The sequence below is a fragment of the Terriglobus saanensis SP1PR4 genome, assembly GCF_000179915.2.
Taxonomy (GTDB): domain Bacteria; phylum Acidobacteriota; class Terriglobia; order Terriglobales; family Acidobacteriaceae; genus Terriglobus; species Terriglobus saanensis.
Map to the genome: position 1 here is coordinate 4,081,004 of NC_014963.1, position 15,094 is coordinate 4,096,097.

At 55.8% G+C, this 15,094-nt stretch carries 13 protein-coding genes and 1 tRNA gene; 8 read left to right on the forward strand and 6 right to left on the reverse strand.

What is annotated here, in order from left to right; all coding sequences use genetic code 11:
• Positions 1–82 precede the first annotated feature (82 nt).
• From pruA to ACIPR4_RS16745, 6 genes are all read left to right on the forward strand, one after another.
• Positions 83–1,657, forward strand: a complete 1,575-nt coding sequence (gene pruA, locus ACIPR4_RS16720; RefSeq protein WP_041586152.1) for an L-glutamate gamma-semialdehyde dehydrogenase — start codon at positions 83–85, stop codon at positions 1,655–1,657.
• A 49-nt stretch (positions 1,658–1,706) separates the two neighbouring features.
• Positions 1,707–3,272, forward strand: coding sequence for a S10 family peptidase (locus ACIPR4_RS16725; protein WP_013569851.1), 1,566 nt, complete (start codon positions 1,707–1,709; stop codon positions 3,270–3,272).
• A gap of 75 nt (positions 3,273–3,347) precedes the next feature.
• Positions 3,348–3,713: a hypothetical protein gene (locus ACIPR4_RS16730; protein WP_013569852.1), complete on the forward strand. Its 366-nt coding sequence runs from the start codon at positions 3,348–3,350 to the stop codon at positions 3,711–3,713.
• Positions 3,714–3,916: 203 nt separating this feature from the next.
• The gene (locus ACIPR4_RS16735) at positions 3,917–5,362 is read left to right on the forward strand and encodes an outer membrane beta-barrel protein (protein WP_013569853.1); all 1,446 of its coding nucleotides are present in this window, start codon (positions 3,917–3,919) and stop codon (positions 5,360–5,362) included.
• A 78-nt stretch (positions 5,363–5,440) separates the two neighbouring features.
• Positions 5,441–6,742 (forward strand): glycosyltransferase, encoded by a 1,302-nt coding sequence (locus ACIPR4_RS16740; RefSeq protein WP_013569854.1) that lies wholly within the window; start codon positions 5,441–5,443, stop codon positions 6,740–6,742.
• Positions 6,743–6,846: 104 nt separating this feature from the next.
• Complete coding sequence (locus tag ACIPR4_RS16745; protein WP_013569855.1) at positions 6,847–8,448, forward strand: glycosyltransferase family 39 protein; 1,602 nt, start codon at positions 6,847–6,849, stop codon at positions 8,446–8,448.
• A gap of 76 nt (positions 8,449–8,524) precedes the next feature.
• Here ACIPR4_RS16745 and ACIPR4_RS16750 read toward each other — a convergent pair.
• The 4 genes from ACIPR4_RS16750 to ACIPR4_RS16765 form a co-directional block, all read right to left on the reverse strand.
• Positions 8,525–8,618, reverse strand: a tRNA-Ser gene (locus ACIPR4_RS16750).
• 46 nt (positions 8,619–8,664) lie between these two features.
• Positions 8,665–9,306 (reverse strand): glycoside hydrolase family 19 protein, encoded by a 642-nt coding sequence (locus tag ACIPR4_RS16755; RefSeq protein WP_013569856.1) that lies wholly within the window; start codon positions 9,304–9,306, stop codon positions 8,665–8,667.
• Positions 9,307–9,460: 154 nt separating this feature from the next.
• Positions 9,461–10,138, reverse strand: a complete 678-nt coding sequence (locus tag ACIPR4_RS21850) for a hypothetical protein (protein ID WP_013569857.1) — start codon at positions 10,136–10,138, stop codon at positions 9,461–9,463.
• Positions 10,135–10,833, reverse strand: coding sequence for a biosynthetic peptidoglycan transglycosylase (locus ACIPR4_RS16765; protein ID WP_041586153.1), 699 nt, complete (start codon positions 10,831–10,833; stop codon positions 10,135–10,137). Before ACIPR4_RS16765 ends, ACIPR4_RS21850 begins: the two co-directional genes overlap by 4 nt.
• Before the next feature lie 73 nt (positions 10,834–10,906).
• On the opposite strand from ACIPR4_RS16765, the gene ACIPR4_RS16770 reads away from it, so the two are divergent.
• Positions 10,907–12,217 carry an APC family permease gene (locus tag ACIPR4_RS16770; RefSeq protein ID WP_013569859.1) on the forward strand — a complete coding sequence of 437 codons (1,311 nt, stop codon included), beginning with the start codon at positions 10,907–10,909 and terminating at the stop codon, positions 12,215–12,217.
• 7 nt (positions 12,218–12,224) lie between these two features.
• Here ACIPR4_RS16770 and ACIPR4_RS16775 read toward each other — a convergent pair whose 3' ends face one another.
• Positions 12,225–13,829, reverse strand: coding sequence for a DHA2 family efflux MFS transporter permease subunit (locus ACIPR4_RS16775; protein ID WP_013569860.1), 1,605 nt, complete (start codon positions 13,827–13,829; stop codon positions 12,225–12,227).
• A gap of 172 nt (positions 13,830–14,001) precedes the next feature.
• The gene (locus ACIPR4_RS16780) at positions 14,002–14,532 is read right to left on the reverse strand and encodes an inorganic diphosphatase (protein WP_013569861.1); all 531 of its coding nucleotides are present in this window, start codon (positions 14,530–14,532) and stop codon (positions 14,002–14,004) included.
• Positions 14,533–14,755: 223 nt separating this feature from the next.
• Between ACIPR4_RS16780 and purS the strand changes: the two genes are divergently transcribed.
• Positions 14,756–15,022 (forward strand): phosphoribosylformylglycinamidine synthase subunit PurS, encoded by a 267-nt coding sequence (gene purS / locus ACIPR4_RS16785; RefSeq protein ID WP_013569862.1) that lies wholly within the window; start codon positions 14,756–14,758, stop codon positions 15,020–15,022.
• The last annotated feature ends 72 nt before the right edge of the window (positions 15,023–15,094 follow it).

The window sequence follows — 15,094 nt, forward strand, 5'->3', positions numbered from 1 at the left end:
CGTTTGGTCGCGAGTCAATTCCACACATGGATTCATCCCACCGACACATGGGACGTATCCTGTTTTGTGTACAATTCTGGATATGACCACGAGTGCGAATACTTCCCTGCCCGTTTTTGCGAATGAACCCTTTTGTGACTTTTCCGACGCGAAGATCGCGCAACAGATGCGTGAAGCCATTCAGCACGCAGAATCGCGGCTGACGGCAGAAAAATATCCGCTCGTCCTCAATGGAGAAGAGAAAACCACCAAGACCGAAATCGTCTCCGTGAATCCAGCGCGCCCGAGCCAGACCATCGGTGTCTATGCCTCCGCCGACGCTTCGCACGTTCCGTCTGCAGTAGCGAGCGCGTCCAAAGCCTTTGCTTCCTGGAGTGCTCAAAGCACGGAGAAGCGCGCCGATCTTTTGCTGCGCGCAGCCAGTCTCCTGCGCGAACGCAAGATGGAGTTCAACGCCTGGTTAGTTCTGGAAGCCGGCAAGAACTGGGGCGAAGCGGATGCAGATACGGCCGAAGCCATCGACTTTCTTGAGTACTACGCGCTCCAGGCAATTCAGCTTGCCCACGCAAAACCCTCCATCCAGTATCCAGGCGAAGAGAACCAGCTCGTCTATCTGCCGCTTGGCGTCGGCGCAGTTCTTCCTCCATGGAACTTCCCTCTCGCCATCATGGCTGGTATGACCTGCGCCGCCATCGTGATGGGAAACACCGTCGTCCTGAAACCATCACCTCTCACTCCAACCATTGCACTGCGCTTTGTCGAACTGCTTCTCGAATGCGGTCTGCCGGAAGGCGTGGTGACCCTCTGCCAAGGCGGGCCCGAGTTCGGTGACGCCCTCGTCGGTCACCCTGAAGTTCAATTCATCGCCTTTACCGGATCCAAGAAAGTCGGTCTGCATATTCACGCCAAGGCTGCGCAGACGCAGCCCGGACAGCGCGGCATCAAGCGCACCATTCTTGAGCTTGGTGGTAAGGACGGCATCATTGTGGATGCGGATGCAGACCTGGAGAGCGCCGCAAACGGTGTTGTGGCCTCTGCCTTTGGCTTCAACGGGCAAAAGTGCTCCGCATGTTCGCGCGTCATTGTGGATCAATCCGTTCATGATGAATTCGTAGAGATGTTGAAGACCCGCGTCGCCGCGCTTGCACAGGGAGATCCTGTTGAGAATTTCGCCACGGGCCCCGTCGCCAACGATGCTGCCTATGATCGCGTCCTCGGCTACATTCAGGACGGCGCAACGCGCGGCACCATCGTTGCGGGCGGCCACGCCAAAACGAAACCTGAAGACGGCTACTACATTGAGCCCACTGTCATCACCGGACTTACCTCCAGCGACCGGCTCTGCCAGGAAGAAATCTTCGGCCCCGTGCTCACAGTGATTGCCGCAAAGGACTTCGATGACGCCTTGCGTATCGCCAACGACACTGAATACGGTCTCACCGGCGCGATTTATAGCAGCTCCGAAGAAAAGCTCCATCGCGCGGCGCGTGAGTTCCACGTCGGCAATCTCTACTTCAACCGCAAGTGCACAGGCGCCATGGTGGGAGCGCATCCCTTCGGTGGATTCAAGATGTCTGGCACCGATTCGAAGGCTGGCGGCCCGGATTACCTACACCTGTTCTCGCAAGCCAAATCGATCGCGCGCAAGCTCGCCTGATCTCCTTCTGTTCTATTTTTCAAAACTGCTTCGACTCATGGAGGTACCAATGTTGGCATCACGTCGCATCCTTCTTCTGTTTGCCGTTGCATTCACCTCTCTCAGCGGCACGGCACAGCAGCGTGCGGGCGCGGGAACTCAGTACGGACCTGCCACAGCCCAGCCAGGAGGAATCCAGCCCGCCGCAACGCTCATCCACAAAGATGAAGTGCCCGAAGAAAAGCCAGTGGTCACGCAGCACAGCATCACGCTGCACGGAAAGACACTCGCCTACACAGCGACCACCGGACGCATGCCCATCAAGACCTCCGCAGGCGTAACCGATGCCGAGATGTTTTACGTCGCCTACACATTGGATGGAGCCACCAAGAAGCGCCCTCTGACCTTCGTCTTCAACGGCGGTCCTGGCTCTGCCACCATCTGGCTGCACATGGGCGCCTTCGGTCCGCGTAAGGTCAGGATGCTTCCTAACGGATTCATGCCTGCACCTCCCTTCGAGATTGAAGACAACGAGCAGACATGGCTGGACCAGACCGACCTCGTCTTCATCGACGCCATCGGAACCGGTTACAGCCGCGCCCTCAGTCCAGAAGCAGGCAAGAAATACTGGGGTCTGCTCGGCGATCTCGATGCCTTCGGCGAATTTATAAGACTTTACCTGCAAAAAAATTCTCGCTGGCAGTCTCCGCTCTATCTTGCAGGAGAGAGCTACGGCACCACGCGTGCCGCCGGACTCTCGGGTTGGCTCGTCGATCACGGCATAGCCCTCAACGGCATTGTGCTGATCTCAACCGTTCTCAACTTTCAATCCACCGGCTTCGCTGTTGGCAACGATCTTCCATACATCTCGTTTCTTCCCACCTATGCGCTCACTGCCGCCTACCATCACAAACTCGCTCCTGAATTAAATGACCATCCAGAGGCCCTCAAGAAAGAAGTCGAAGCGTGGGCCACCACGGAGTATCCCGTCATCCTGCAAAAGGGCGATTCGCTTACTCCCGCGGAGTATCAGTCGGCGGTAGACCATCTCGCCCGCTTCACCGGTCTAAGTAAAACCTTTATCGCGCACAGTGACCTCCGCGTTGACCTGTCGCACTTCGACGCCGAGCTTCTGCGGGAAGAAGGTAAGACCGTGGGACGTCTCGATGGTCGCTTCACCGGTACCAACGCCTCCGGTACGCAGCAGTCCACAGACTTCGATCCCAGCGAAGCTGGGATCCGTCCTCCCTATACCTCTGCCTTCGGTGACTACGTAAAACAGGAGCTCAACTACGACAGCGACCTGGTCTACTGGGTTCTCGGTGGAGGCATCGGTCCCTGGGAGTATCCAGGCGGTGGCCGCAGCGGCTTTCCCGACGTAAGCCAGATGCTCCTGCGAGCCTTCGCCAAGAACCCCTACATGCATGTTCTTGTAGCCGAGGGATACTACGACGCCGCAACGCCTCTCTTCGGTGTGGAATATACCCTGAACCACATGGGTCTTACCCCAGAGATGCACAAGAACATTGTGCGCGACACCTTCGTTGCCGGGCACATGGTCTACATCGACACACCCTCTATCAAGAAGCTAAAAAAGGATGTCGATACGCTGTACCGCGAAACCGCACCGAAGTAGAACTTAGAATCGGCCGTCCACAGTCCTTCTCCCGTCCTTATGCCTTCTTTAGGTTCGGAGAAGGACGATGGATGCATGGCTACCTTCGGGCAACAGACAACGAGATGGATCGACAACGCACGACGAGAGAAACCCAATCTCTTCCGGCTCAAAAGCCTTCATAAAGAGAACAGACCTGAACCGGCCGACCGTTCGATCACGATCATCCTGTACGGCATTCTCTTCCCATCCGTGGTCTGCGGCCTGCTGGCGATCACCCTTTTCCATCTGCATCCCCACTCCTCCCCAGGGACACACCAGATCGAATGGCCCAAAATTCTGTTGGAGGGCGCAGCCTTCGCAGGACTGCTCCTGATCGCAGTCGTCCTTTCGATCGTTGTTGGCGGCGGAACACAACAACTGCTCAAGAAGGTCAGAAGAAAAAAGACCTGCACGAAATAATTTCTAAGCCCACGCACCGCACCAGCTGAACAATACTTCGCTCAATTGAGCTTCCATAAAAACTCCAGGGAGAAGCCGTGACTTCTCCCTGGAGTTTTACTGCTTTCTTACGCGGTTCGGCATAGTCTCTCTCTTGGCTCGTGAGCAGGCCTCTCCTGGACTCCTCGCCCCATCCAATGGTCGATGTATCAGTCAGGATCCGAATGTCAGTAGCAGGTTACACGGGGTTCCGTTTGTCTTCCTCTTCATCTCGCGTTGTTCGGATGCTCACGCTCTTCGCGCTCACGGCCGCATTCTCCGCCGTGTCGCAGCAACTGCCGGATGCCCCCTCCACCGCGCAGAACATAGCCCCAAAGGGCTTCTTCAGCCGTTGGGCAAAGTTCTATCGAGAAGATTGGAACGGCACAGCTGGCTCCGGCCCCGCCCCGCCGAGACGCGGCCTGCCATCCCCATTGAGCTCTCCACCCTTCCCGAATGTGGATTGGTCCTACGGGGGTTCCCCCACCCTTGGTGAGGCCGACACAAATGTCTACCCATTGATGACGGCGATCAATGGAGCCAGCAGCCGGACGAAGATCTACGGTTGGATCGAGCCCACCGTGAACTTCAGTACCTCGCGGGACCGCAACTATCCAACCGCAAACGATATCTATTCGAATAGCTTCGAGCTTAACCAGGCCGTCGTCTACATTGAACGGCTGCCTGATTCTGTTCAGCGCGATCACATCGACTGGGGATTTCACCTCACCGGTTTCTATGGAACCGACTACCGCTCCACGACCGACAAGGGCTACTTCAGCCAGCAACTCATCAACAACGACAAGCAGTACGGCTTCGATCCCGTACTCGAATACGTCGACATCTACTTTCCCCACGTTGCGAAGGGAATGAATCTCCGCGCTGGCCGTTACATTTCTATTCCGGGCATCGAAGCCCAACTCACGCCGAATAACTACGTGTTCAGCCACTCGCTTCTGTACGCTGTCGATCCCTTCACGGACACAGGCGTGCTCGCAACCATCCAGGTCACCGATCAACTCGTCGTGCAGGCAGGTGTCTCCGGAAGCCACGATGTCGCACTCTGGACCGCGGATGCCAAGCCCTCATTTACGGGCTGTGTCAGCTACACGACGAAATCCGTCAACGACAACGTCTACCTCTGCGCCAACGGCATCAACGACGGCAAGTACGCCTTCAACAATCTGCAGATGTACGACGGCACCTGGTATCACAAGATCGGAAGCACATGGCACATCGCTACCGAAGCCTATGTCATGTATCAGCGCGATGTCCCCAACGTGAACGGCCCCATCGCACCGGAGAAGGGCACCAACGGCGCGAACTGCAGGACCGGCTTAAATAGCTGTCTTGCACCGGAGTGGGCCGTCGTGAACTACCTCAACAAACAGCTTTCGCCGCATGACTTTCTCTCGTTCCGGTCGGACTTTCTAAACGACAAGAAAGGCCAGCGCACCGGATACGCAACGCGCTACAGCGAAGGAACCGTCATGCTCAGCCACTGGATCGGCTCCACGATCCAGATTCGCCCGGAGGCTCGCTTCGATCACTCCTGGGACAAGAATGGCTATGACAAAGGAACGCGACGCAATCAATTTACTGTCGCAACCGATATCATCTTTCATTTTTGATTTGCCGCTTCGAGGCATGGAAATATTTCTTTCCGCCAGTTGTCTCTTCCTAAAGAAGAACGACCGGAAAGAGAGTAGATGAAGATCCTATTTGCAAGCACCCCCGTCACGGGCCACGTCAACCCAATGCTGGCAGCCGCATATATCCTGGCAAATGCCGGACACACGACTGCCTTTTATACAGGCAGATTGTTTCGTGAACAGACGGAAGCGGTCGGCGCAGGTTTCTACCCGCTTCCTGTAGACGTCGACTATGACGTGCGAGATGCCGCAGCCGCTTTTCCGCAATTGGGTCGATGTAAACCCGGTCCCGAACGCACTCTTGCCACACTCAAATCCGTTTTTGTCGATTCGATGTCCTCTCAGTTCAAAGGGCTCGAAGCCGTACTGAAAGCATTCCCGGCCGATTTGATCGTTCACGAGACCACGTTTTGCGGTGTGCTTCCACTTCTTCTCGGTCCACGATCAGCACGTCCCGCCAGCGCTTATCTCAACAACACCTCACTCCAGCTTCCACGGGAGGACGGAGCACCCGTCGGTCCGGGGAGCCCAGCGCTACCGCCTACAACAGACACAGCGCAACGTGCGGCATACCAAGCCATCGCACAGGACTTCGATGCGACGATCACCTACCCAATTCTGGAGTACACCAACAAGATTCTTCACGACCTGGGGGTGCCACCTCTGCCAGCACGCCTTTTAGAATCCGTAAGCACCCTCTCCGATCTCATGCTTCAGCCTAGTGTGGCGAGTTTTGAGTATCCGCTTCGCGAATCGCAGCCAAAACTGCACTTTATCGGATCCCTTTTTCAAAAGGGATCGGGCGAACTGCCGCCGCGGATAAAAGAAGCCAAAGAAGCAGGACGCAAGATTGTTTTAGTGAGCCAGGGAACCATCGCGAATAACGATCTGGGACAGCTCGTAGCCCCTGCCATTCAGGCCTTCGGTGATCGTGAGGATCTGCTGCTCGTGATCACCACGGGAGGCCGACCGGTCGAAAGCATCCCATGCCCACTCCGTGCGAATACTCTAGCTGCCTCGAATTTCGACCTTCAAAAAATCATGCCATACGTCGACGCGCTGATTGCCTTTGGTGGTTACGGCACGGTAACGCAGGCGCTCAGCTTCGGTGTGCCCATGGCCCTGGGTGGTAAAGGCCAGGACAAACCGGAAAACGCAGCGCGCATTGCATGGCTTGGATGCGGTATCGATCTCGGCACAGACACGCCAACAGTCGAGCAACTGCGCGAAGCGGTGAAAAATCTTCTGACGATACCGACATATCGCGATCGCGCAAAGGAGATCGCGCAGGAGTTCGCAGCCCATGATCCGGCCCAGGAGTTACCACAGCTGCTCGAAGCGCTTGTTGCCGCTCGGTGACCGTTGGACCTGGACAGCGTATCTCTTCGGATTGCTTTTTGAGCATTACGTCAATCAATAATCCATCGCTCATGAGCACAAACGATGAAACAAACGGAGAGGCTATGGCTTTAAGCAAAATGCTGGCAGATCTTCCTGTCGAGACAGGAAGCGGAATCAACCCAAAGAAAGAGGGACTACGTCAAACACTGCAGCTGGCATCCATCTTTGCGGTGGTCACATTGGCGCTGCACGTCGCGATCAACTTACGTGCACAGCATTTGGGTTATGAGCTCTTCCGTGACGAGATGTATTACATCCTCTGCGGACGTCACCTTGCATGGGGCTATGTGGATCAGCCGCCCATTGTGGCGCTGGCAGCTCGATTTTCGGAGCTAGTCTTCGGGTGGCACTCAGTCGCTCTGTTTCGAATGCTGCCCTCTCTTGCCGGAGCTCTGGAGGTAGCCGGAACCGGTTTACTGGTGCGGGAGATGGGTGGCCGACGCCTCGCGCAAGGACTCGCGATGCTGGGGGTTCTGACCTGCACAGTTGTACTCGCAATCGATGCATTTCTCTCGATGAACTGCTTTGAACCGCTCTTCTGGATGGGAACCGCTTATGGGATACTGCGTGCCGTAAGGGGTGACGGCGAACTTTGGTGGATCGTAGCCGGAGTCATGGCTGGCCTTGGTCTGGAAAATAAATGGAATGAAGTGTTCTTCCTCTTCTCTGTGCTGGCAGCACTTTTGGTGATTCCTGCTGTGCGAAAGACTTTGGACCGATGGTTCGCCGTGTGCATCGCGGTGATCGTTTTGATTGCGCTACCGAACATCCTTTGGCAGGTTCATCGGGGCTGGCCGACTCTGGTCTGGCTGCACAACGCCGGAACGCAGGGTAAGAACATCGTCTACGGACCAGGGATGTTCTTGTGGAATCAGATCTTCCTCCTCGGTCCTCTATCGTCACTGCTATGGGTCGGCGGTCTCATCTGGTTGCTGACCAGCCCGCGCGCACGTGGGTTACGTTGGATAGGCGTGGCGTACGTCGTGTACTTCCTGGGCATGATGGCAATGCATGCGAACGATTACTATCTTGCGCCGGTGTACCCGCTGCTCTTCGCCGCAGGCGGCGTCGCCTGGAGCCAGTGGCTGGCGCCAGGACGTGCGCGCCGCATCGCGATTCCCGTATATTCCTTCCTGATTATGGTGTATGGGGTGCTAGGCATTCTGAGCGTGCAGCCGGTTCTAACACCACCGGAGTATGTCCGCTACATCCTACCGAGCGGCCTCAAGCCACGCCAGTTCAACGCCGCGTTGAACTCACCACTGTATGAACTAGCGGCTGACATGACAGGATGGCAGGAGCAGGCAAATAAGCTAGCCGAGGCTTACTGGTCACTCTCTCCAGCGGACCGAGCAAAAGCGGGGATCCTGGTTGGTAATTACGGCGAGGCAAGCGCAGTCAATCTCTTCCGGCCGGATGTGCCCACAGCGATCAGCGGTCATCAGAACTACTGGTACTGGGGGCCGCAAGGGCACGATGGATCCGTCATGGTGGCTTTTGGAGAAAAGCGAGAGGTTCTCGAACAGCGTTTTACGAGTGTGACCGAGATCTCGAAAGTCTACAACCAGTGGGGCCATACGTTCGAGTCCGGGCCCGTGTACCTCTGCCGCGGAGCAAAACAGAACCTCATGGAAGCATGGCCAGCGTGGAAGAGATGGTTCTAACAACGAATGAATGCAGGCCAAACAAAACCCGCCTCATGAGGCGGGTTTTGTTTGACTTTAAAAAAGTCAGAATTTGTGGCGGAGAGAGGGGGATTCGAACCCCCGATAGAGAGTTAAAGCCCTATAACGGTTTAGCAAACCGCCGCCTTCAGCCACTCGGCCATCTCTCCGCACTTTGTTACAAGCCGCCACCCGGCTGCTCGCCAACGTCTCCGATTATAGCCTGAACGCTTCCAAACCAGCTTCCACAAAAGCGATCTGGCCGAAGAGCTCGTCCGCTTTTCCGTGCAGTGTCGCAATCTGCAGAGGCTCCAAAGGCACAAGGCAGGCTTTGGCTCGGGCGAGGTAGGCCTCGCGACTCGCCAGACCATTCAATCCACCATTGATGCACCTTGTAATGGCCAGAAGCTCGTCCACGTCAGCAAAATAATTCAGACGATGTACGCTCCAGTACCAGGCGGCACTCTCCATCGCCAGGGCTGGCTCGGTGGCCAGAAGTGCGGGATGATCTTCGGTCATGAGATCCGTTCCGCACGCCAGGCTGAAGGCTGAGTACTCGGCTCGTCCCGTGAGCTGAAGCAGACCACGCCCTTTGAACCGTTCTCCATCTCCAGCCTGCACATTTCCAAGGTCTTTTCGTCCCTCATACTGCCTTCCACTGGCGAGCTCCTCCGTATAGCGCAGCTCTCCGCTTTCGTGGGCTACCTGCGCAAGAAAATGGGACTTTCTCAGAACCGTATCGATCTGGTAAAGCGCCATCGACTGTTCAAGATACGGGAAGTATTTTGCAATCCACGGAGCACGCGCGTGCGGCATGATGCGCTGCAAAAGCTCTGGCGTAAGACTTACCGATGTCATAAAACCCCTTAAACGCAAATGACCTTTGCGTTCGGCCGCAGCCGCCACAAAAGTCTCTAGTACTAGTTTACGAGATGCGATGGCTAACTATGCCAACTGCAAGCTGTTTCCTATGTGATACTTGTAAAATTTCACGCTTGACATGCATTTACGACTAGGTCTTGTGTACCTGATTTCTTACCTTTTGCAAACTAATCCGCGCTTGGACGGTGACCGCAGACCAATCTCTGTAGACGCGAATGCTTAATTTTCGGAATCTCTGCAGGTTAGCGGTGCTGTTAATTAGGGCTTTTATACGCCATGTCGCACCTTGAACACGACTTGTATCGAAATCGAACGGAATGTAGTCTACGTTCGCAAATCCTCTCTTTAGAGTATCGGGGAGGATAAGCTGAAGGTTTTTGGCTTCGTACACGCCTTGTAGACGTCGGCCTGCTTCAACTGCTTTTTGCCAAGCATGGAAGTCTATTTCCACTTTTTCAAAAAGAGATGCCGAAACCACAAATAGATCCAAATCCGATTCAGCCGTAAAATCTTTACCCAATTGCTTGGGAGATAACGAAAAGCCTACTCGCGCGCTTCCCGAAAGATTAATTTCAATGGGTAAAACATTCAACCGTCCAGCAAGCCAAGTTCGCATTATTTCGAAAGAGAGCGGCACTTCACGAAAAGCCCACGGAATCCCTTGGGCGACCCACATCCGCCAAACCTCGAGCATTTCTTGGTCGGTTAAGCCCGGCAAAGCCTTTAGAAAAATCTCTTTATTGAGATACTGTTCGCGCAAACCAGAGGTCGAAACACCGACATCAAAGTTTCTCTTTGGATGGTTCATCGTTTTCCTTCGCCGTCGAGGGTTAGCTGTTCGCGGTAAATTTTCTCAACGTCAGTCCGATTTGAAGGCTCGCCTTGCAGCAAAGCTGCAATTGCGGGTCGACTCACCAGATTTCTTATTCGCTGGGGAGAGAATCGATTCGGATTTGCGATTCTCTCCGCCAGGAAAAAGCTCTGACAGGGAGTGAGATCTTTTGCGGACACCCCAAAATATCCCATAGACGCACGCTCGAGACCGTAGTAATTCCTTCCCCAATAGATGGAACCAAGATATTCGACAAGAAGTGCTACCTTCGTCCGGCTCAGCGTGTATCGGATGCCATTTGCAACCTGCAGGCCCTTGTAGCGCAGGTTCCGACGAAGAATGATTCCAGAGCCTGATATTCGCCGCACATTGGCAAGCTGTTGAGGAATCGTGCTACCACCTTGTCGCATACGCCCACGAATGTTGCCGGCAAAAGCCCGGACCATCCCAATAGGATCAACACCTATGTGAGTGGGAAAGCGCTTGTCCTCGATGAGAAGGACAAACGCTATCAAGTGTGGAGGAAGCCCTAATGAAGGCGCCGCGGTAAAAGCCCAGCGGACAGCTCCGCCTCCAAAAAATTTGTCCGAAAGTATCGAGGACGGTGAAGCCCTTTGCCCGTCTTTATCAATCCAGCAGGTCATTTTAAAAGCCTTCACGTTGATATGCATTTTCAGGCGTTTAGTTCCGATTCAACCTTAGTACATCGCATGTCTTTTGTGCCGTTCGCGATACTCTCTTTTAATGCCCAAGCGGTCAGGAAAACTTCGCCTCCTCCCGCTCCTCGCCGCAACCTACTTTATGGTCTCCGGCGGCCCCTATGGCCTGGAAGATATCATCGGCTTCGCTGGCTACGGTCGCGCGCTCATCCTCCTCGCCCTTCTACCTTTTGTCTGGAGCCTGCCCACCGCCCTCATGATCGGCGAACTCGCTTCCACCATCCCGGAAGAGGGCGGCTTTTATGCCTGGGTGCGCCGTGCGTTAGGGCCGTTTTGGGGGTTTCAGGAGGCGTGGCTTTCGCTCTCGGCCTCGGTCTTCGACATGGCCATCTACCCGACGCTCTTTGTGAGCTACCTAACTCATCTTGCTCCGGAGATCACCAGCGGACATCGCGGCCTTGCCATCAAACTCGCCGTCGTTCTCACTGCTACCGCCTGGAACCTCAAAGGCACAAGCGCCGTTGGCAGAGGCTCCGTCGGGCTCTGGTTTATCGCCATCGCGCCGTACTTCGCCTTGATCGGACTCGCATTTTACAAAGGCCTGCACACGCCGCACGCTCATCTTGGGGCTCTTACCAAACCAGATCTTGCCTCCGCGATTCTCGTCGCCATGTGGAACTACATGGGATGGGACAACGCCACCACCATTGCAGGCGAGGTCGAGAACCCGCAACGAGATTACCCGCGGGCGATGCTGCTTACCACGCTCATCGTCATGCTGACGTACTTCATCCCCATTGCAGCCGTCGCGTGGGCTGGCATTCCGGCGAACCAGTTCAGCACCGGAGCCTGGGCCGACGCGGGCCGTCTCCTGGGTGGCCCGGGCCTCGCCCTGCTGATCGTGGCAGCAGGCGCTCTTGATTCGCTCGGCACCTTCAACGCGCTCACGCTCTCCTACACGCGCCTTCCCTATGCCATGGCGACGGACAATCTCCTACCCAAGGTCTTCACGCGTCGTCTAGACAATGGTGTTCCCTGGGTCTGCGTCTTGGCCTGCTCGACCTGTTGGGCGATGGCCCTTGGACTTACGTTTGAGCGCCTTATCACGGTCGACATCACGCTCTGGGGACTTTCGCTGGCGCTCGAATTCGCCGCCCTCGTGATCCTGCGGCAGCGGGAACCGGAGCTTCCGCGTCCGTTCCGCGTGCCGGGGCCTACATGGGTCGCCGTCGCACTCGGCAGCGGCCCCATTCTGCTCACAGCCTTTGCGCTGTACGTTTCAAGAACGGAAAAAGTAGGCAGCATCCCCGCACTGGCCTTCACGCTCGGCATCGCAGCGCTCGGTGCGCCGTTCTACCTCCTCGCCAAATTTACGCAGCAGCGAACGAGGTCCTAGCCGGTTGTTAGTGAACTGCACCTTCAGGCGCAGCGCTTTGGCCCGGACGATTTCCGCTCAACAGAAACGCACACAGCACCATGCCGCAGGCCATCCATCCCAGCATCATGTAGACATCCGCATAGCCCTGCACCGCAGCCTGCTGGTTCAACTGCTGATAGATCAGGGCCTGCCCGACGGGATTCCCCTGGGGCGTTGCCATACCCGCCGCACTTCCTCCACCAGCCGCTGCTCCTAAGGAGTTGGCGTACTGTGTGAACACCGCACTTCCGCTCTGCATGCTCTCCTGCAGACGCGCCTGATGGAAAAGCGAACGGTTCGTCACCTGCGCCCCGGTCACCGCGATGAAGATACTTCCGCCCACGTTGCGCACAAAGTTGATGATGCCCGACACCTGATTACTCGCCTCGCGCGGCAGACCGATGTACGCCGCATTCGTGATCGCGATGAAGCAGAACGGAATCGGCAACACCTGGATCACGCGCAGTACGGAAGCAAAGCCAAAGCTGATCCCCAGCGAAAGATGCGTGGCCGTGTAGTAGTACGAGATCGCAAACATGGCGAAGCCAAGCACCAGCAGATTGCGCGCCGGAAATCTTCCCGTGGCAATACCCGCCAACGGCATCACTACCACCAGCGAAAGGCCGCCCCACGTAAGAGCTTCGCCCGCAACCGTTGCCGTGTAGCCCAGCTGCCCCTGCAGAAATTGCGGCTGCAGGACCGTCGAAGCATTGAGCACACCGCCTACCAGGATCATCAGTCCACAGCAGATCGCGAAGTTTTTGAATTTGAAGAGCTTCAAATTCATGATCGGGTTCTTTACCCGCCACTCCCACCAGATCAACGAAACCAGACCGACCACAAACATCACGCCAAAGGTGCGGATAAAATTCGACGCAAACCAGTCGTTCTCCTCACCCTTGTCCAGCATGATCTGCATGCCGCCCATCGCCAGCGTCAGCAGACCCAGACCGATGTAGTCCAGTTTGAAGAGATTACTGCGATCGGCCTTGATCCATGGCGGATCGTCGACCAGCCGCGTGACCAATACCAACGCAAGCAAGCCCACAGGAATATTGATGTAGAAGATCCATCGCCAGGAGTAGTTGTCCGTAATCCAACCGCCCAGCGTGGGGCCAATCGACGGCGCCAGCACGGCCACCAAACCGTAGAGAGAAAAGGCAAGACCGCGCTTCCTGGGCTCGAACGAGTCGGCCATGATGGCCTGCGCCATCGGCTGCAGACCTCCGCCTCCCAGGCCTTGCAGAATCCGGAAGAGCAAAAGCAATGGCAAAGTGGGCGCTATGCCACACAAAAAACTGGCAATCGTAAAGATCACGATGCAGAGCATGAAGAAGTTCTTCCGGCCGATGACGCTCGAAGCCCAACCCCCCACCGGCAGAATAATGGCATTCGCCACAAGATAGCTGGTCAGGACCCACGTGCCCTGGTCGGGACTCGCTCCCAGGGTTCCGGAGATATGGGGAAGGGCCACGTTCGCAATGGAAGTATCCAGCACCTCCATGAATGCAGCCAGAGCCACCGTGGCCGCGATCAGCCATGGATTCGCCCTTGGCTTCCAGTCAGCCTGTGCCTCTACCTTTTCACTCATGCTCTATCCCTACAGGTATTACCTGTCTTTGAAAGCTGCTTTGAACTTGTTCCCACCCGACGGCCTACCTCTTCGATGAGATTTCTTCTCCTCCGGGATGTGTTGCGATTTCGCATTAAATGCGACGGGCCGCCTATATGGCGGCCCGCTGCGAGATAAGGAGTAGGAACGCTTATATTTTGGTTCCATTCTTGAAAGCCGCCATGGACTTCTTAATAACTTCGTGCGCGTACGCCGTGTCACGCCAGCCCTTGATCTCCACTTTCTTGCCTTCGAGATCCTTGTAAGTGGAAAAGAAGTGGATAATCTCCTTCAGTTTATGCGGATGAATCTGCTCGTAGCTGTTGACGTCGAAATAGCGCGGATTCGCGCATCCCACCGCGAGAACCTTCTCGTCGCCTTCGCCGTTGTCAATCATCTCCATCAGACCAATCGGGCGGACGGACTGAACGCATCCCGGAAAGCTGGGTGTATCCACCAGCACCAGAACGTCCAAAGGATCGCCGTCATCGCCCAGCGTCGAGGGAATAAATCCGTAGTCTCCCGGATAATGCACCGGCGAATACAGGTTCCGGTCCAATCGGAAAACGTGCAGTTGCTTGTCGTACTCAAACTTCGTCACGCCATCGAGCGGAATCTCGATCACTACGTTTACTTCATGCGGAGCCTTGGATCCTACGGGCAATTCCAGATAATTGGGCATTCTCTCTAGACCAGTGCTTTCTGTATTTAGTGCTCATCCATTCGATGCAAGTTTCGCCCCGCGAAAACTTGTTTTGAAGGGCAACTCCGCCATCTTACCTGTAACGCTGCTTTTTCGCGCAATTCTGGTTGGGACTTTAGACGTACACCGCATCACGAATCCGTACCACTCCTCGGATACAACCCCGCACCACTCTACAAATTCCCGCTTCGGGGGGAAAGACGTGTCACTCTATAATTTCCCTATGAAGGCCCACGTTTACGTCACGCTTAAGCGCACCGTGCTCGACGCACAGGGGCAGACCATCGCCAACTCGCTCCGCCGCCTGCACCATCCCGCCGTCACCGACGTGCGCCAGGGCAAATACTTCGTCCTCACTCTGGAAGATTCGCTCGCCCACGACGCCGCAAAATCTGAAGTGGAACGCATCGCCAGCGAAGTCCTCACCAACCCGGTGATCGAAGAGTTCACGTATACCCTCGAGAACTAATCGACCTATTTCCGAAAAATGGAGAACCCAGACTTCCTACTTTGTCATTCCGTAGCGTAGCGAAGGGATCTG